The organism is Variovorax paradoxus (assembly GCF_902712855.1).
GTDB lineage: Bacteria > Pseudomonadota > Gammaproteobacteria > Burkholderiales > Burkholderiaceae_C > Variovorax > Variovorax paradoxus_Q.
The window spans coordinates 4,512,760-4,528,948 of sequence record NZ_LR743507.1 but is presented as its reverse complement, the minus strand read 5'-3'; the positions used below and the strand labels follow the sequence as shown (position 1 = coordinate 4,528,948).

18 protein-coding genes are annotated in these 16,189 nt (G+C 69.0%); all 18 read right to left on the bottom strand.

The window, feature by feature from the left end; translation table 11 throughout:
* Positions 1-2 precede the first annotated feature (2 nt).
* Positions 3-1,418, bottom strand: a complete 1,416-nt coding sequence (locus AACL56_RS21135; protein WP_339091758.1) for a multicopper oxidase family protein — start codon at positions 1,416-1,418, stop codon at positions 3-5.
* A 139-nt stretch (positions 1,419-1,557) separates the two neighbouring features.
* Entirely contained in the window at positions 1,558-3,006 is a 1,449-nt protein-coding gene (locus AACL56_RS21130; RefSeq protein WP_425337038.1) for a TolC family protein, read from the bottom strand.
* A gap of 227 nt (positions 3,007-3,233) precedes the next feature.
* The gene (locus AACL56_RS21125; RefSeq protein WP_339091756.1) at positions 3,234-3,671 is read right to left on the bottom strand and encodes a hypothetical protein; all 438 of its coding nucleotides are present in this window, start codon (positions 3,669-3,671) and stop codon (positions 3,234-3,236) included.
* A gap of 24 nt (positions 3,672-3,695) precedes the next feature.
* Positions 3,696-3,971 carry a hypothetical protein gene (locus AACL56_RS21120; RefSeq protein ID WP_339091755.1) on the bottom strand — a complete coding sequence of 92 codons (276 nt, stop codon included), beginning with the start codon at positions 3,969-3,971 and terminating at the stop codon, positions 3,696-3,698.
* A complete protein-coding gene (locus AACL56_RS21115; RefSeq protein WP_339091754.1) occupies positions 3,968-4,960 on the bottom strand; it encodes a glycerophosphodiester phosphodiesterase in 993 nt (330 codons plus the stop codon). Before AACL56_RS21115 ends, AACL56_RS21120 begins: the two co-directional genes overlap by 4 nt.
* On the bottom strand, positions 4,957-5,541 hold the full coding sequence (locus AACL56_RS21110; RefSeq protein ID WP_339091753.1) for a DUF1439 domain-containing protein: 585 nt from the start codon (positions 5,539-5,541) through the stop codon (positions 4,957-4,959). The genes AACL56_RS21115 and AACL56_RS21110 overlap by 4 nt, the downstream gene beginning before the upstream one ends.
* 65 nt (positions 5,542-5,606) lie before the next feature.
* Complete coding sequence (locus tag AACL56_RS21105) at positions 5,607-6,572, bottom strand: succinylglutamate desuccinylase (protein WP_425337037.1); 966 nt, start codon at positions 6,570-6,572, stop codon at positions 5,607-5,609.
* A gap of 8 nt (positions 6,573-6,580) precedes the next feature.
* A complete protein-coding gene (locus AACL56_RS21100) occupies positions 6,581-7,555 on the bottom strand; it encodes a Bug family tripartite tricarboxylate transporter substrate binding protein (protein WP_339091751.1) in 975 nt (324 codons plus the stop codon).
* A gap of 112 nt (positions 7,556-7,667) precedes the next feature.
* The gene (locus tag AACL56_RS21095; RefSeq protein WP_339091750.1) at positions 7,668-8,561 is read right to left on the bottom strand and encodes a LysR family transcriptional regulator; all 894 of its coding nucleotides are present in this window, start codon (positions 8,559-8,561) and stop codon (positions 7,668-7,670) included.
* Between the two features lie 20 nt (positions 8,562-8,581).
* Positions 8,582-9,079 (bottom strand): GNAT family N-acetyltransferase, encoded by a 498-nt coding sequence (locus tag AACL56_RS21090; protein WP_339091749.1) that lies wholly within the window; start codon positions 9,077-9,079, stop codon positions 8,582-8,584.
* A gap of 27 nt (positions 9,080-9,106) precedes the next feature.
* Complete coding sequence (locus tag AACL56_RS21085) at positions 9,107-9,577, bottom strand: ATP-binding protein (protein ID WP_339092915.1); 471 nt, start codon at positions 9,575-9,577, stop codon at positions 9,107-9,109.
* A gap of 199 nt (positions 9,578-9,776) precedes the next feature.
* The gene (locus tag AACL56_RS21080; protein WP_339091748.1) at positions 9,777-10,562 is read right to left on the bottom strand and encodes an amino acid ABC transporter ATP-binding protein; all 786 of its coding nucleotides are present in this window, start codon (positions 10,560-10,562) and stop codon (positions 9,777-9,779) included.
* Positions 10,546-11,199: an amino acid ABC transporter permease gene (locus tag AACL56_RS21075; protein WP_339091747.1), complete on the bottom strand. Its 654-nt coding sequence runs from the start codon at positions 11,197-11,199 to the stop codon at positions 10,546-10,548. Before AACL56_RS21075 ends, AACL56_RS21080 begins: the two co-directional genes overlap by 17 nt.
* Before the next feature lie 22 nt (positions 11,200-11,221).
* Positions 11,222-11,884: an amino acid ABC transporter permease gene (locus AACL56_RS21070; RefSeq protein ID WP_339091746.1), complete on the bottom strand. Its 663-nt coding sequence runs from the start codon at positions 11,882-11,884 to the stop codon at positions 11,222-11,224.
* 114 nt (positions 11,885-11,998) lie between these two features.
* Positions 11,999-12,799, bottom strand: a complete 801-nt coding sequence (locus AACL56_RS21065) for a transporter substrate-binding domain-containing protein (protein WP_339091745.1) — start codon at positions 12,797-12,799, stop codon at positions 11,999-12,001.
* Positions 12,796-13,569, bottom strand: a complete 774-nt coding sequence (locus tag AACL56_RS21060; RefSeq protein ID WP_339091744.1) for a GntR family transcriptional regulator — start codon at positions 13,567-13,569, stop codon at positions 12,796-12,798. Before AACL56_RS21060 ends, AACL56_RS21065 begins: the two co-directional genes overlap by 4 nt.
* A 102-nt stretch (positions 13,570-13,671) precedes the next feature.
* Positions 13,672-15,012 carry an MFS transporter gene (locus AACL56_RS21055; protein ID WP_339091743.1) on the bottom strand — a complete coding sequence of 447 codons (1,341 nt, stop codon included), beginning with the start codon at positions 15,010-15,012 and terminating at the stop codon, positions 13,672-13,674.
* Between the two features lie 32 nt (positions 15,013-15,044).
* Complete coding sequence (locus tag AACL56_RS21050) at positions 15,045-16,118, bottom strand: hypothetical protein (protein ID WP_339091742.1); 1,074 nt, start codon at positions 16,116-16,118, stop codon at positions 15,045-15,047.
* Between the last annotated feature and the right edge of the window lie 71 nt (positions 16,119-16,189).

Below are 16,189 nucleotides of genomic sequence, written 5' to 3'. Positions count from 1 at the left end.
CCTCAGTGGTTGTGTGCGCCGTGCCCGGCGGGCTTGCGCACGGTGGCGTCGGGGGTGCCGGTGGCATCGCGTGCGCCGTTCGCCGATGGCGCAGGCGCATGGCGGGCGGCCGGTGGCACGCCGGCGCCCGGAACTTCACGCGCCACCGTGCCGGCCGGGTGCCTGAACCAGCCCGGATCGCGGTAGTCACCGGGCTTCTGGTCGCGCCGCACCTTCAGCAGCGTGAACATGCCGCCCATCTCGGCCGCGCCGAACGGGCCGGTGCCGGTCATCATGGGCAGCGTGTTGTCGGGGATGGGCATTTCCATCCCGCCCATGTCCGCCATGCCCTTGTCGCCCATCACCATGTAGTCGGGCACGAGCTTGCGAATCTTCTCGGCCACGCCCTTGTGGTCGACGCCGATCATGGTCGGCACCTCGTGCCCCATCGGACCCATGGTGTGGTGCGCCTTGTGGCAGTGCAGCGCCCAGTCGCCTTCCTCGTCGGCAATGAACTCCATCTGCCGCATCTGGCCCACGGCCACGTCCACCGACACCTCCGGCCAGCGCGCGGTGCGCGGCACGGGCCCGCCGTCCGTCCCGGTCACCTCGAACTCGTGGCCGTGGATGTGAACCGGGTGGTTGGTCATCGTGAGGTTGCCCGCGCGGATGCGCACGCGGTCGCCCTTGCGCACATTGAGCGTGTCGATGGCGGGGAACACGCGGCTGTTGAAGCTCCAGATATTGAAGTCGGTCATGGTGTTGACCTTGGGCGTGGCGCTGCCGGGCTCCACGTCGAAGCTGCCGAGCAGGAAGCAGAAGTCGCGCTGCACCGGGTCGATCAGCGGATGGCTGTCCTTCGGGTGCGTCACCCAGAACCCCATCATTCCCATCGCCATCTGCACCATCTCGTCGGCATGCGGGTGGTACATGAAGGTGCCGGGCCGGCGCGCGGTGAACTCGTAGACGAAAGTCTTGCCCGGCGGAATGTGCGGCTGCGTGATGCCGCCCACGCCGTCCATGCCGTTGGGCAGGCGCTGGCCGTGCCAGTGCACGGTGGTGTGCTCGGGCAGCCGGTTGGTCACGTAGATGCGCACGCGGTCGCCCTCGACCACCTCGATGGTCGGGCCGGGCGACTGGCCGTTGTAGCCCCACATGTTGACCTTGAAGCCGGGCGCCATCTCGCGCACCACGGGCTCGGCGACGAGGTGAAATTCCTTTACTTGACCGTGCGGGCCGGCGTTCATGCGCCAGGGCAGCGTCCAGCCGTTGAGCGTGACGACGGGGTTGTAGGGGCGGCCGTTGGGAGGCGCCAGCGGCGGCGCGGTGGCGGTGGAGCTTTGCGAGACCGGCTCGGGCAGCGCGGCCATGGCCACGCGGCTGACGGTGGTGGCGGCGACCGCGGTGGCGGCGCCTGCGAAGAAGTTGCGGCGGTTCATGGTGTTTGCTCCTTCCCCCTCTGGGGGAAGGTTGGGATAGGGGCTCGGCTGCGGTTGGTTTGTTGGCGGTGCTGCCGGTGCGAAGGCCGCTGCCCCCACCCCAACCCTCCTGGAGGGAGCGAACGCGGATGCAGGGGGCTCATTCGGTGTTCCCTCCCGTGGCGGTCGCAGCCTGCAGCGCCGTCATGCCGCCGGGCGAACTGCCCGTCAGCACCAGTTGAAGGTCGGTGTCGGCCAGCCAGAAGTCGCGCTGCGCCTCGATACTGGCGCTCACCGCGAGCATGCTGGCGCGTGTCTCGCCCAGCAGTTCCCAGACGCTCGCGAGCATGCCGTTGTAGCGGAGCACCATTTCCTCGTTGACCTTCCTGCGCAGCGGCAGCACTTCGTCGCGGTAGCGCCGCGCGATGCCGTAGGCCGTGTTCCAGCCTTGCCAGGCTTCGCGCGCCTCGCTCGCGGCCAGCACGCCCACGTCGCGCACGCGTGCCGCCGACTGCAGGTACAGCGCCTCGGCGCGGCCGTTGCGCGCCTGGCCCCAGTCGAACAGCGGTATCGGCAACTCGAGCTCGAAGCCGCGCTGCGTGCGGCGCGATCGGTCGGGACCGTTGTCGAAAGTGGTGTTGCGCGCCACGCCCAGTTCCATCGCGTTCACGACACCCGTGGCGTGCGTGAGTCCGAGCGATCGGGCCGCGGCGGTGTTTTGCGCCTGCGCGGCGCGCACGTCGAGCCGGTCGCGCAGCGCGAGCGCCTGCACGTCGCCCGGTTCGGGCGCGGCGCCGGGCAGCGGCGGCAGGCGGTCGGGCAGCACATAACGGGCCGCACGCTCGCCGTTCAGGCCGAGCAGCCGCGTGAGCTGTTCGCGCGAGGCGACCGCGGACTGCTCGGCGCGTGCCAGTTGCGCGGCGGCATCGGCCAGCAGCAGCTGTTCGCGCGTGCGCTGAAGCGCGCTCCAGTTGCCGGCCTGCGCCATGCGGTGCGCGAGTTCGGCGCCGGCTTCGGCCGCCTCCTTCGCGTCACGCAGGTAGGCCACGCTCTGCTGTGCGGCCACCGCACGCACCCATGCGCGGCGCGTGTCGGCGGCCAGCACCAGCACGCTCTGCGCTGCCTGCAGCCTGGCCGATTCATGGCGCTCGCCGGCCCAGCGCGCCCGCCACGGCAGCGTGAGCAGGCCTATCACGTTGAAGCTGATCAGCCGGTCGATCTCGCGCTCGCTGCCTTCGGTGAGACGGCCAAAGGCGAACACCGGGTTCGGCAGGCTCGCGGCCTGCACGCGGTCGGCGTCGCTCAGTTGCAATGTGGCAAAGGCGTCCTGGACGCGCGGGCCGTTGACCAGCGCGATGCGCACGGCGGCCTCGGCGTCGAGCGGCCGGGCCAGCAGCTCGTCGATGCGCTGCTGCGAGGCCGCGTCGGGCATGCGTTGCGCGGTGGCCCCTGCGAGCAGCGGGTTGGCGCCGACCAGCGCCTGCACGTCGGTGCTGCCGCCGTCAGGCGAGAGGCTGGCGCAGCCCGCGAGCACGGCCGCCATGGCCAGCGCGGCCGCCGGCCTTGTCGTAAATGACGCGGGGTTCCGGCGCGCGCCGGAGGTACGCATGTCGCCATGTCCTGCATGGCGTGTGCGCATGTCGCCATGTCCTGCATGGCGTGTGCGCATGTCGCCATGTCCTGCATGGCGTGTGCGCATGTCGCCATGTCCTGCATGGCGTCGGATGCCGGCCCATGGCCAGCCAACAAAGGGGTTCACGCTCGATCTCCATGAGCAATACGACCAGCGCCGCGAGCCTGGACAGGCTCACTGCGGACGGACTACGGGCAGGGAGATCAGGAAATGGGTGGCTTCAGGCCCTGGGCGGGCTCTGCGCTGGCGAAGCGGGCCGTGCGTGCGGCGGGCGTCGCCTGGGGTACGCCGGGCACCGTATCGGCAAGGGGCAGGCCGCCGAGCGCCACCGTGTGGCAGACCTGGCAGGCGGTACAGGTGCCGCAGCCCTGATGATCGGCGCTGCCGGCAGTGGGGCTGTTGTCGTGGCCTGGCATGTCCATGGCCGTGTTCGTGCCCACGGCGTCGTCGGCGCCCATCGCGCTCATGTCGTTCATCGCGCCCATGGCATCGTGGCAATGGGCTTCAGCGGCCGCGCCGTCCGCCGAGGCCGCCGCGGTTGCCGGCAGCGAGTGCCGCACCATCTCCACCGCCATGGCATCGCCGATCCAGCCGCGGATGGGCAGCAGGGCGATCATGAGGGCGAGCAGCAGGGTGCGCATGGGGCCGGATGATAAACGCGGGTGCTAAGCCACCAGCTGCGCGCGGGCCTTGTCCACCCACACCTGCAGGTTGTCGAGCAGGTCCTTCTGGCTGAACGAACAGCTCTCCTCGCTGAAGAGGGCGCTCGACTCCAGCCTGTCGAGCAGGTTCAGCAGCACTTCGCCATAGCGCGGAGGCAGCGCGGCGAGCAGTTCGGCGCTCGCGCGCGCCTCGTTCGACAGCGCAGTGACGGTGTCGCCGCCGCCGCGCAGGGCCGACAGGCGCCCGGCGATGCCGTCGAGTTGCAGCGCCGCGCTCATGGCGAGCTCTTTCCGGGAGGTGGCAGCGACAGCTCGCGCTCGCGCATCAGGTCGCGCAGAACGTCGGGGTAGTCGGTGATGATTCCGTCCGCGCCCGCGTCCATCAGCCGCAGCATGTCGGCGCGCTCGTTCACGGTCCAGGGCAGCACCTTCATGCCGAGCTTCTGCGCTTCCTTGATGACAGCGGGCGTCAGGCCGGCGTAGGCCGGCGACCACGTCACCGCACCCGGCGCGTTGGCCGAAGCGGCCCGGACCATCTGCGGCACCGACGCGAAGCTGGCCGCGTCGAGCCCGGCCGTCCAGCGGCTGTCCTTCAGCGTGCGGGGCGTGGTGAGGTAGGCGCGCGGCAGCTGCGGCGCGAGCTGGCCGACCAGCGCCAGCGTGCGCCAGTCGAAGCTCTGGACGGTCACGCGATTCGCCATGCCCGCCTTGTCGATCTCCGCCAGCAGGGCGCGCACCATCGGCTCGGGCGCCGCAGTCTCGGCAGGCCGGGTCGGATCGATCTTGGTCTCGATGTTGAAGCGCACCGTGGCGGCTTCCGCACCGCGCGCCTGCACCCGCGCGAACAGCGCCGCCAGTGTCGGAATGCGTTCGCCGTCGCGACCGCGCTGCAGCGCGAACTGCTTGCCGTAGTTGCTCGACGGGTTCAGCCGGCCTACGTCGTAGGTCTGCAGCTGCGCCAGCGTGAGCGTGCGGATGGCCGCGCCGCTCTTCGGCGCGAGCCAGTTGCCGCTGGCATCGCGCGTGTGGTCGGGGTTGAGCGAGGTGTCGTGCGAGATCACCACCACGCCGTCGGCCGTGAGCCCGATGTCGAGTTCGAGCGTGCTCACGCCCAGGTCGATGGCATTGTCGAATGCCGCCAGCGTGTTCTCGGGCGCCAGCCCGCGTCCGCCGCGGTGGGCCTCGAGGTCGAAGTGCTGCTTGGCGGCGGGCGCGATGGACGCGCAGCCGGCGATGAGCATGGCGGCGGCGAGAAGAGCGGTTTTCATTTGAGTTGGACCTTGATGCCGTTGTCCTGCACCGTGATGTCGCCGATCTCGTAGGTCTTGCGGCCTACGGTGAGTTCGTCGGCAGTGAAGCTGCGAAGCACCTGGCCTTGCAGCAGTTCCTGCGCCACCACCGCGCCCACGCGCTGCAGCCGTTCGGCGTCGCGGCCCTCGACGCCCTGCAGCTCGAGCCGCTCGGCCTTGGGCTGGTCGAGCCGCAGCGCGCGCGCGGCTGCGTCGTACCTGAGCGCGCTGCTGACCGACACGATGCCCTGCACCGGCGAAGCCGCCAGCAGCGGGCTGGCGATGGTCAGCGTCGCCGTGATGGCCGCGCGGTTGTCCTGTGCGTTCAGGCCCAGCTGCGGATCGCGCAGGCCGACCATGAAGATCTCGGCATAGCGCTCGGCCACGGGAAAGCGCTTGGCGATCTGCGCCTGCAGCTCGTCGCGCGTGGCGGTGTATTCGCTGGTGAAGAAATTGAAGCCGGCGAGCGCGGCGAAGGGCGCTTGCAGGGCTGCGGCGCCCAGCAGCGCGCGCAGCACCCGACGGCGCGGAGGGTGGGTGAGACTGGGGCGGATGTGCATACCGCCCAGAGCTTGCCACAGCCGGGCAGTTTGCGGCGGTTCGCCGAAAGATGTCGCCGGCTGCCTCAGAGCGGCCGGCGCCGTGCGTACCGCACCACCGTCACGCCCGGCTTGGCCTGGCGCGTCGAGGGCATCACCAGCACGCAGTCGTCGTAGGGCGTGGCCACGGGTTCGCCGTCGTTCCAGCCGATGACGGTGCCGGCCTTCTCGATCACCTCGAGCCCGGTGAAGGGCCTGGCGAAGCGGAAGTCCTCGCTTCGCGCGACCACCGGGCCGGTCACGTCCAGCGCCCACTGGCGTGGCGCATCGGGCTGCAGCCAGCCGGGGAGCAGGCTCGCAATGGCCGCGTTGTCCAGTGCGCCGGCCGCGCGCAGGAAGCGCGCGCACTGGTCCTGCGCCACGGTGCGGCTGGCCGGGTCGCCGTGGAAGCCGCACTCCACCAGCAGCGCCATGGCGTCGGTCGCCGGGTCGGCGTCGGGTGCGCCGAAGCGGCCGAAGTCGCGCATGCGCACGCCGTCCTTGTGGCCGGCGTCGATCACGATGTGCTCCGGGCTGCGCAGCTGCCGCGCCAGCGCCAGGTTGCGCGGCTGCATGCCGGTGAGCGTCAGGGGCGCGGAGGGCTCGTGCATCGAATGCAGGTCGAGCAGCCAGTCGGCCTGTGCCACATGAGGCTGCAGCGCCGCGGCACGCCGCCGCTCGCGCGTGCTGCCGGCCGCGAGGCGGTCGGCGGACCATTGGCGGTTGAGGTCTTCGTCGACGAAGCGCGAGGCGTCATGGTCGTGCGGATCGAAGCGCCCGAAGGCCTCGAGGTTGCAGAACGCCAGGGTGAGGCGCCCGCGCTGCGGGCGCACGCCGGCTTCCAGCAGGCCCTTGAGCGCCCAGGCGCCGCAGACTTCGTTGCCGTGCACCAGCGCACTGATCATCACGTGGCGCCCGGGCCGTTCGGCCTCGAAATGCCAGACGCCCTCCGTGCCGGTATTGCCGGCGCGCCAGGCCGAGATGTCGGGCGGGGAAAGTTCGAATGCGGACACGGACAAGCTCATTCCTTGATGTTGGCGAATTGCACGATGTCCCGGTATTTGGCGGTCTCGGTGACGAGGAAGCGCTCGATGTCCAACGGCGCCAGTGGGACGACCGAGCTGGTGGCTTCCATCTTCTTGCGGAAGTCGGGCGACTGCAGCGTTTCATCCAGCGCCTTTCTCAACCGCGCCACCACCGGTTCGGGCAGCTTCGCCGGCCCCATCAGCGCGAACCACACCCCGATGTCCATGCGCTGCAGCGCGGGGGTCTCGCCGAGCGCGGGCAGGTCCGGCGTGATGGCCGATCGCTTCGCCTCTGTGGTGCCCAGCGCCACCATCTTGCCGCTGCGGATGTAGGGCAGCGCGCTCGAGAGCACGAACACGCCGAAGTCGATGTTGCCGCCCAGCAGGTCGTTGGTGAGCGGCGCCACGCCGCGGTAGGGCACGTGCGTCATGGCCACGCCGCCCTGCTGCTTGACCATCTCGCCGGCCAGGTGCAGCGAGGTGCCCACGCCCGAGCTGCCGTAGCTGTACTTGCCGGGATTCTTCTTCAGCAGCGCGATGAACTCGCCGGTGTTCTTCACGCCCGCGCCGGGCGCCGCCACCAGCACCAGCGGCTGCGACGCGATCAGCCCGATCGGCGTGAAATCCTTCGGCTCGTAGCGCACGCTGGCGTTGACCAGCCTGTTGATGGCGATCTCGTTGTTGGCGCCCGCCAGCAGCGTGTAGCCGTCGGGCGCGGCATTGGCCACCTTCTGCGCGCCGATCGCACCGCCGGCGCCGCCGATGTTGTCGATGATCACCGGCACGCCGAGCCGGTGCGACAGCTCCACGCCCAGCGCGCGCCCGGTCAGGTCGGTCGAGCCACCCGGCGGATAGCCGACCACCAGCGTGATCGGTTTGCTGGGATAGGTGTCGGCGAGCGCGGGCGCCTGTGCGGCAAGGCCGCAGAGGGCCAGCGCAAGGCAGGAAGAGAAAGCACGCGGGAAGATCATCGTGGCCTCGGGGTTTGGAAGTGAACCCCTGAATTCTGCGAAGCCGCTGCCCGGCTGGTGGTGCCTTGCCGGCACCAGGCCGTGCCGATTGGGCCAGGCAGGCGCGCGCTGGCTAGCGCGCCGCCATGGCGCGCCAGACGTCCTCGGCCAGCGTTCCCAGCCGGCGCTTGGGGCGGTACAACCGCACCTCGAAGCGCACTTCCATGCGCCGGCCGCCCGTGGGCACCAGCCGGCCGGCCTTGCAGTCGGCCTGCACCATCGACCACGGCAGCCACGCCACGCCGAGGCCGCGCAGCACATATTCGTAGAGCGCGTCCGCCGAATCGCATTCGATGCGGCGCTTCAGCCGCGGCGCGTGCGGGTTGTTGGCCAGCAGGTCTTCCACCAGCCGTCCCATGGCCAGCGTGCGCACATACGAGAGAAACGGCACGTCGCCGGGGCCGTCGAAGCTGTGCGCCGCTCGGCCTTGCGCATCGGCGCGCGAGACCGGCACCAGCTTGTCGGACGCCACCGTGACGTGCGCGAACTGCCGCCCGTCGAGCCGGAAGGTCAGTGCCGGGTGATGGAAGATCAGCGAGAAGTCGACCTCGTTGTGCTCGATCATGCGCACCGTTTCGGCCAGCGCCCCGGTCTGCACGCGGATCTCGCCGCCGCGCAGCACCGGCTGCAGCCGCACCAGCCAGTCGGCCATCACCGTGCGTGCCAGCGTGCGGCCCGTTACGAGCGTCACCGTGCGCACCTCGCGGCCGGCCACGGTGTGCAGTTCCTCGCGCGAGCTTTCCACGCCGCGCACCATCTGGCTCGCGTTCTCCAGGAAGCTCTCGCCGGCAGGTGTCAGTGCCACCGGAGAACTGCCGCGCTCGACGAGCGCCGTGCCGGCCCATGACTCCAGCGCACGGATGCGGCGGCCGAAAGCCGGGTGCGTCACATGGCGCAGTTCTGCTGCGCGCGTGAAGCTGCGCGTCTGCGCCAGCACGATGAAGTCTTCCATCCACTTGAATTGCATGGCGCGGGCGGGTGACGCAATTACCCGGCGAAAGTCGCCACGGGCAGTTCGAAGCGTGCGAAGGCGCGTTCGCCCTTGTGGATCACGCTGTGCAGCGAGAAGCCGTTGCGCTCGTACAGCGCGCGCAGCGGCGCGCGGTCGGCCACGCAGTCCAGACGCAGGAACCCGCGGCCCAGGCGGTGTGCGCGCTCGCGGGCGAAGTCCAGCAGCAGCGACGGCACACCGTGGCCTGCAAACGCGCGGCGCACTGCGAGCTTGTGCACGTAGAGCGAGCTGCCGCTTTCGATCTCGGGCCAGAAGTGCGGGTCTTCGAGGTCGAGCCGCACGACACCCGCCACCTCGGCGCGGCTGCGCGCGATGAAGTAGCCGCCGGCTTCGGTGTCGCGCCGGACGCGCTCCGGCGCGATGTCCGCCGGGGTCCACAGCGGTCGCCCTTCCGCGGCGATCCACCGGGCGGCTTCGTTCAATACGGCCGCGACGGTGGCGGCTTCGGAGGGCTGGGCTTGTTCGATCTGCATCTTGCCCGAGCATAGCGGCGGGCAGGCTCAGACATGTCGCAGCACGGCGAAGCCTTCGTGCGGCAATGGCGCCACGAAATGGCTGCTGATCAGGTCGAATTGCGCATCCGTCGTCTCGAACGGATGCTCCCCGCTCGCGTTGCGTGCGTGCAGACGTTGCTTGCAGACCGCGTCGGGCACGTCGAGAAAGTGCAGCGTGTGCGCCGCGCCAGCGGCCTCGAAGATGCCGCGCATCCAGTTGCGGTTGCTCACGGTGTTGGCGGGAAAGTCGAGCACCACCGACACGCCGGCCTCGAGCAAGGCCACCACATGGCCTGCCATGGCCTGCTTCAGCCGGCCCGCGCTGCGCACGTAGTCGGGCAGCTCGTGGATCTCGCCCGGGTACAGCGCGGCGAGCCACGTGTCCTCGTTGATCAGCACCGTGGCGGGTGCCTGGGCAAGTTGCCGCATGAGCGTCGACTTGCCGGCGCCGATCTTGCCGCAGACCATGTGAAGCATGGGGATGGATGTCAATTCGTTTCTCCTGTCGGATGGGTTTGGAAGAGAACCCCAGGAAACGAAAAACCCGCCTCGTGGGGCGGGTCGTGTGGCGTGTACTTCTGGAACCGCGCGCTAACCCACCATTTTTCGGAGGGTGCGAATGATCGGCGCGGTGTGCAGGCAAGCCATGGACCGAGGATAGCCCAGGCCGGCCACTTCAGTCATGCAGCGACGACAGGAACTGTTTCAACTCCGCCGTCTGCGGATTGCCGAACAGGTCCGCCGGCGGCCCCATCTCGTGCACGCGGCCCTGGTGCATGAAGATGACACGGTCGCTCACCTTGCGCGCAAAGCTCATCTCGTGCGTGACCATCAGCAGCGTCATTCCCTCGTCCGCCAGCGACTCCACCACGCGCAGCACCTCTCCCACCAGCTCCGGGTCGAGCGCCGAGGTGATCTCGTCGCACAGCAGCACGGCCGGCTCCATGGCCAGCGCGCGGGCGATGGCCACGCGCTGCTGCTGGCCGCCGGAGAGCTGGTCGGGCATGGCGTCGAACTTCTCGGCCAGGCCCACGCGCGTGAGCAGCTTGCGCGCCTGCGACGCGGCTTCCATGCCGCCGCGCTTCTTGACCAGCGTGGGCGCGAGCATCACGTTCTTGCCGACCGTGAGGTGCGGGAACAGGTTGAAGCTCTGGAAGATCATGCCCACGCGCTGGCGCAACTCGCGCATGGCCATGGCGCTCTCGTGCAGCAGCGGCTTGCCGTCCACGGTGAGCGCGCCTTCCTGGAACACCTCGAGACCGTTGATGCAGCGCAGCAGCGTGCTCTTGCCCGAGCCGCTCTTGCCGATGATGGCGATCACCTCGCCGCGCTTCACGTCCAGGTCGATGCCCTTGAGCACCTCGTTGGTGCCGTAGGACTTTCGCAGCGCGGTGATGCGCACGATGGGCGCGCCCACCGAGGTGGCGGGCTGTTGTTGCGATTCGTCAAGCACGGCGGCCATGGGTCTTCCTCTCGAGGGTCTTGGCGTACAGGCTCACGGGAAAGCACAGCACGAAATAAAGCAGGGCCACGCAGCTGAACACCACGAAAGGCTTGAAGGTGGCGTTCGAAATCATGCTGCCGGCCTTGGTGAGTTCGACAAAACCGATCACCGACGCCAGCGCCGTTCCCTTGATGACCTGCACCAGGAAGCCCACGGTGGGCGCAATGGCGATCTTCACGGCCTGCGGCAGGATCACATGGCGCATCTGTTCGCCGAAGCTCAAGGCCAGGCTGCCCGATGCCTCCCATTGGCCCTTGGGAATCGAAGCCACGCAGCCGCGCCAGATCTCGGCGAGAAACGCGCTGGTGTACAGCGTGAGCGCCACGCTGGCGGCCGTCCATGCCGACACGTCGATGCCGAACAGCGCGATGCCGAAGTAGGCCAGGAAGAGCTGCATCAGCAGCGGGGTGCCCTGGAAGAGCTGCACGTACAGGCCCACCGCCCTGTTCGCGGCCTTGCCGCCGCGCAGCCGCAGGAACAGCAGCAGCGCGCCCACGAGGCCGCCGCCTACGAAGGCGATGAGCGAGAGCACGACGGTCCAGCGCAGCGCCATCAGCAGGTTGCGCAGGATGTCCCAGAGAGAGAAATCGACCATGTCCACAGGCTCCGGTGTTCGCTCAACGGCCGAAGAAGAACTTCGGCCCCGCCCAGTCGAGCAGCCGGCGCAGCGCGACCGACAGCACGAGATAGATCAGCGTGGCGATGATGAAAGCCTCGAAGGCGCGGAAGTTGCGGCTCTGGATGAGGTTGGCGGCGTAGCTAAGTTCCTCGGTGGAAATCTGCCCGCACACCGCCGAGCCCAGCATCACGATGACGATCTGGCTCACCATCGCGGGCCACACCTTCTTGAGCGCCGGCGGCAGCACCACGCGCAGGAACACCTGCGCCTTGCTCAGCGCCAGGCTCACGGCGGCTTCGATCTGGCCCTTGGGCGTGGCCTCGATGCCGGCGCGGATGATCTCGGTGGAATACGCGCCCAGGTTCATCACCATCGCGATCACCGAGGCCACTTCCGGCGAGAGCTTCACGCCCGCGGCCGGCAGCCCGAAGAAGATGAAGAACAGTTGCACGATGAAGGGTGTGTTGCGGATCAGCTCCACGTACGTGCCCACCACGAGCCGCAGCCACTTCGGCCCGCCCGATCGCGCCCATGCGCAGAAGGTGCCCACGACCATGCCCAGCACCGTGCCCACGGCCGTGAGGCCGATGGTCCAAGCCACGCCGCGCAGCAGCAGCGGCCACTCGGAGAGCACCGCACCGAAATCAAACTCGATGTTCATAGGTCAGTCTGTTCGTGGAACGCCGCGGAACCGGCTTCGCCGGGCCGCAGGCGTTGCCCCGGCGAGGGGGTGTGCGCAGCGACACGAAGCGCGCGAAGCATGGGAAGTGCCCGTTCAGACGGGGAGGTCGCCGGCTGCCTTGCCGAGCCACTTCTTCGACATGGCATCGAGCGTGCCGTCCTTCTTGGCCGCCGCGATGATCTCGTTGACCTTGGTCTTCAGCGCGGTCTCGCCCTTGGCGATGCCGACGAAGCAGGGGCTGTCCTTCAGCAGCAGCTTGAATTCGGCGCTGACCTTCGGGTTCTTGGCGAGCATGTCGCCGGCCACGGCCGCGCTGGTTGCGATGGTCTGCGTCTGGCCGGCCACGAAGGCGGCGATGGTGGCGTTGTTGTCCTCGAAGCGGCGGTAGTCGACGTTCGGCGGCGCGACCTTGTTGAGCTCCTGGTCTTCCATCGCGCCGCGCGTCACGGCCACGGTCTTGCCTGCCATGTCGGCGAAGCTGGTGAGCTTCATGCTCTTGCCGGCGTACACGGCCTGGAAGAAGGGCGCATAGGCCGACGAGAAGTCGATCACCTTCTCGCGCTCCGCGTTCTTGCCGAGCGTGGAGATCACCAGGTCCGCCTTGCGGGTCTGCAGGTACGGGATGCGGTTGGCGCTGGTCACCGGCACCAGCTCGATCTTCACACCCAGCTTGGCGGCGATGAGCTCGGCCATCTCCACGTCGAGGCCTTGCGGCTTCATGTTCCTGTCGACCGAGCCGTAGGGCGGGTAGTCGGTGGGCACGGCGATCTTGATGGTCCTGGCCTTGAGCACGTTGTCGAGTGCGTTCTGGGCCTGGGCGGCACCGGCGGCGGCCAGCATGGCCAGCGAGGCCACTGCGAGCGCGAGGTGGCGTTTGGAAAGCGGGAAGGTCATAGCAGGGCTCCTAGGTAGGTCGAAGAGTCGGAATCGGAATCGGTGGACGGGGCTGCCTTGCGGCGTTTCGGTGCGGGCGATGGCGCAGCGGTGTCGGGCAGCGGCGCCAGCGCATCGCGCAACTGCGCCAGCGGGTCGGTGGGCGCTTGCACGCGCAGTGCCGACTGCACCGTGCCGATGTGCGCCGCCATCAGCGACTCGGCGGCGGCGTGGTCGCCGCGCTCCAATGCCGCGACGATCTGCACGTGGTCTTCGCACGACTGCACCGCATCGTGCGTGGACTGATAGAGCATGGCGATCAGCGTGGTGCGCGCCGTGTAGTCGCGCAGCGTGTCGGCCAGCAGCGAGTTTCCGAGGCATTCGGCCAGGCAGACGTGGAAGTCGCCCAGCAGGAAGCTGCGGTTGCCAACGTCGCTTTCCTTCAGGGCCGCCTTCTCGCGCTGCAGGTGCACCTTGAGCTGGCGCAGCGCGGTCTTCGCGAGCTTGCCCGCGCCTGCACTCCGGATGAGGCCCAGTTCGATGACGCGCCGCGCCTCGAAGGCCTCGCGTGCCTCGTCCTGCGACGGCTCGATGACGAACCATCCGCGGCGCGCGCTCACGGTGACGATGCCGCGCGCTGCCAGCCGGGTGAGCGCCTCGCGCACGATGGTGCGGCTGCAGTCGAAGAGCATGGCCAGCTGCTGCTCGCCCAGGCGCGAACCCGGCGCGAGCTTCTGCGCCATCACCGCTTCGACGATGCGTGCACTGATTTCGGATGCGGAGATGGCCATGGGCCTGCATACCAGCAGCTTCTGTGCCAACTGGTATGCAAGGCGTGTGCACCGAAATGGATCAGGCGTCCGGGTCCCGTCGCCCGGCGATGGGGAGCGCGCTCAGTGCCGTGCGCGGCCCAGTGCGCTGTCGGGCAGCGCCACGAGCATGAGCAGTGCCGACAGCACGAGCGCGCCGCTCAGCACGTACAGGCTTGCGGTGAACCCGCCGGTCATCGTCTTGAGTGCGCCGACCATCATCGGTGCCACCAGGCCCGCGCTCCCTCCGATGGTGCTGATGAGTGCGATGCCCGCCGCCGCCGCGCGCTTCGTCATGAAGCTGCCCGGCACCGACCACAGCACCGTGAAGGCGGCCGAAATGCCGATGGAGGCGAGTGCCAGGCACAGCACGGCGGCAAGGGGTTCGTGCATGAATAGCGTGGTCAGCGCCAAGCCGGCCGCGCCCGCCACCGCGCTCAGCGCGAAGTGCCAGCGGCGCTCGCGGCGGCGGTCCGAGTGCCTGCCGACGACGATGTTGGCCGCGATGCCCGCCACCGCCGGGATGACCGCATAGAAGCCGATCTGCAGCACGCTCAGGCCCATCGACTTCAGGATGGTCGGCTGCCAGAAGGACAGCGCATAGATGCCGAGGATGATCAGGAACGACATGAACCCGATCAGCCACACGCGCGCATCGCGCATGGCCGCGCCGAAGGTGTGGCGCCCGCCGGCGTCGTGCGCGGCATGGTCGTCGGCCAGCAGGCGCGCGACGCGCTGCTTCTCGGCGGGCGAGAGCCATGCTGCCTGCCCGGGCCCGTTGGACAGCCACGCGAAGGCCGCGATGCCCAGGAGCACGCTCGGAATGCCTTCGAGCAGGAAGAGCCACTGCCAGCCATGCAGCGACAGCGCGCCATCGAGGTAGGTCATGGTCAGTCCGGCGATCGGCCCGGCCACCACCGGTGCCGCGCCGAAGGCCATGAAGAACAGCGCCGTGGCCTGCGCCCGCCGGTGCGACGGGAACCACAGCGTCAGGTAGAACAGCACGCCCGGCGCGAAGCCGGCCTCGAAGACGCCGATGAGGAAGCGCAGCACGTAGAACTGCGTGGGCGTGGTGGCGAACATCATCGCGGCGGAGGCAGTGCCCCACAGGCCCATGATGCGCAGCAGCGTCGCCCGCACGCCGATCTTCGCGAGCATCAGGTTGCTCGGGATCTCGAACACCGCGTAGCCGATGAAGAAGATGCCCGCGCCCAGCCCGAACACCGCGTCGCTGAAGCCCAGTTGCTCCTTCATCTGCAACTGGGCGTAGCCCACGTTGGTGCGGTCGAGGTAGTTGAGCACGTAGCAGGCGCACAGCAGCGGCATCAGGCGCCAGGTGATCTTGCGGAAGAGCGCGGCGTCTTCCTGCGCGGCGGCATCGGCCTGCGGGCGCGCGGCGGTGTTGTCCAGGGCGGCGGTGTTCATCGTGGGTCTCCTTCTGCGTTCCTTGCCGGCGCTCAGGCGCACGTGGGCGTGCCGAAGCAGGTCTCGCCCCACAGGTGGCTGGTGGGCGCACCCGGAAACAGCCAGTGCGGCGAGCATTCGCTGGAGGGCACCACGTTGCTGAAGCCGTGCGTGGCCGAGGTGCCGGCCAGCGTCTTCTCGAGCACCATCGACAGGTACTGGTCGTTGCTGCCTTCCTGCGTGTTGCCGTTGAGGATCACTTCCGCGCCCGTGGCCTGCGCATGGCGGCGGATGCCGTTGTGCCGCGACTGCAGCGGCGACCAGCTGTCGGCCGACACGCCGTTCTCGCTGCTCACGCGCAGGCCGTCGGCGGTGCGGTAGACCAGCGAGTGGTTGCCCTCGGTGTGCCCCGGCGTGTGCACCAGCGCGACGCCGCGGCCGAGCTGGATGCTGCCGTCGAAGGCCACGATTCGTTCAAGAGGCACGCCGTCGAGCCCGTGCGGGCAGTACCAGTCGGCCTGCAGCGGCAGCAGGCCCTGCACGCTGGCGAGTTCCTGGCGATGCACCAGCAGCTTCGCGTTCGGCAGCAGGCCCGGTATGCCGGTGCTGCCGAGCCATCGGCGCACGTCCTGTGTGTGCAGGTGGTCGTAGGTGATGTAGTCGACCTGCTCCGGCGACACGCCGCAGCTCGCCAGTGCCTGCGGCACGGTCCGGTAGACCGGCGCAATGGTCTTGTGCAGGAACTTCGGCGTCTGTTCGCCCAGGCGCTTGAAGTAGGGCGTTTCGTTGCCTGCCTCGAAGTCTGCCGGCGTGAAGAGCAGGGTGCGAAGGCGGCCTTCGAAGTCGTCGTACTGGACCAGCGTGGTGCGTGCCAGCAGGTGCACCATGTGCGGCTTGAGCAGCTGCTGCGAGTACAGGCCGGTGAAGGCGAACCACGCGGGATACGGAATGCGCAGCAGGTCGAAGCTGCGCGCGTAGCGCACGGGCGGCGCGTCGAGCAGTTGTTCGCGCATCGCTTCCGCGCCTCGGCGGATGGCGCGCAGGCGGTCCTGCGGCACGGCGGCGGTGCGGGTGCCGTCGAAGTGGGCCAGCTGTGCGAAGCCGGTGGGCTCGGGGTCTCGTGTCATCGTCGTCTCCTGGAATTCGTCGTGATTGGATTCGTCGAGTGCGTCGTTCAGGGGCGTGCTTTCCGGCGCCG

Coding starts and splice junctions, on each gene's coding strand:
- AACL56_RS21135 (WP_339091758.1), bottom strand. CDS start 1,418: ATGAACCGCCGCAACTTCTTCGCAGGCGCCGCCACCGCGGTCGCCGCC.
- AACL56_RS21130 (WP_425337038.1), bottom strand. CDS start 3,006: ATGCGTACCTCCGGCGCGCGCCGGAACCCCGCGTCATTTACGACAAGG.
- AACL56_RS21125 (WP_339091756.1), bottom strand. CDS start 3,671: ATGCGCACCCTGCTGCTCGCCCTCATGATCGCCCTGCTGCCCATCCGC.
- AACL56_RS21120 (WP_339091755.1), bottom strand. CDS start 3,971: ATGAGCGCGGCGCTGCAACTCGACGGCATCGCCGGGCGCCTGTCGGCC.
- AACL56_RS21115 (WP_339091754.1), bottom strand. CDS start 4,960: ATGAAAACCGCTCTTCTCGCCGCCGCCATGCTCATCGCCGGCTGCGCG.
- AACL56_RS21110 (WP_339091753.1), bottom strand. CDS start 5,541: ATGCACATCCGCCCCAGTCTCACCCACCCTCCGCGCCGTCGGGTGCTG.
- AACL56_RS21100 (WP_339091751.1), bottom strand. CDS start 7,555: ATGATCTTCCCGCGTGCTTTCTCTTCCTGCCTTGCGCTGGCCCTCTGC.
- AACL56_RS21095 (WP_339091750.1), bottom strand. CDS start 8,561: ATGCAATTCAAGTGGATGGAAGACTTCATCGTGCTGGCGCAGACGCGC.
- AACL56_RS21090 (WP_339091749.1), bottom strand. CDS start 9,079: ATGCAGATCGAACAAGCCCAGCCCTCCGAAGCCGCCACCGTCGCGGCC.
- AACL56_RS21085 (WP_339092915.1), bottom strand. CDS start 9,577: ATGCTTCACATGGTCTGCGGCAAGATCGGCGCCGGCAAGTCGACGCTC.
- AACL56_RS21080 (WP_339091748.1), bottom strand. CDS start 10,562: ATGGCCGCCGTGCTTGACGAATCGCAACAACAGCCCGCCACCTCGGTG.
- AACL56_RS21075 (WP_339091747.1), bottom strand. CDS start 11,199: ATGGTCGATTTCTCTCTCTGGGACATCCTGCGCAACCTGCTGATGGCG.
- AACL56_RS21070 (WP_339091746.1), bottom strand. CDS start 11,884: ATGAACATCGAGTTTGATTTCGGTGCGGTGCTCTCCGAGTGGCCGCTG.
- AACL56_RS21065 (WP_339091745.1), bottom strand. CDS start 12,799: ATGACCTTCCCGCTTTCCAAACGCCACCTCGCGCTCGCAGTGGCCTCG.
- AACL56_RS21060 (WP_339091744.1), bottom strand. CDS start 13,569: ATGGCCATCTCCGCATCCGAAATCAGTGCACGCATCGTCGAAGCGGTG.
- AACL56_RS21055 (WP_339091743.1), bottom strand. CDS start 15,012: ATGAACACCGCCGCCCTGGACAACACCGCCGCGCGCCCGCAGGCCGAT.
- AACL56_RS21050 (WP_339091742.1), bottom strand. CDS start 16,118: ATGACACGAGACCCCGAGCCCACCGGCTTCGCACAGCTGGCCCACTTC.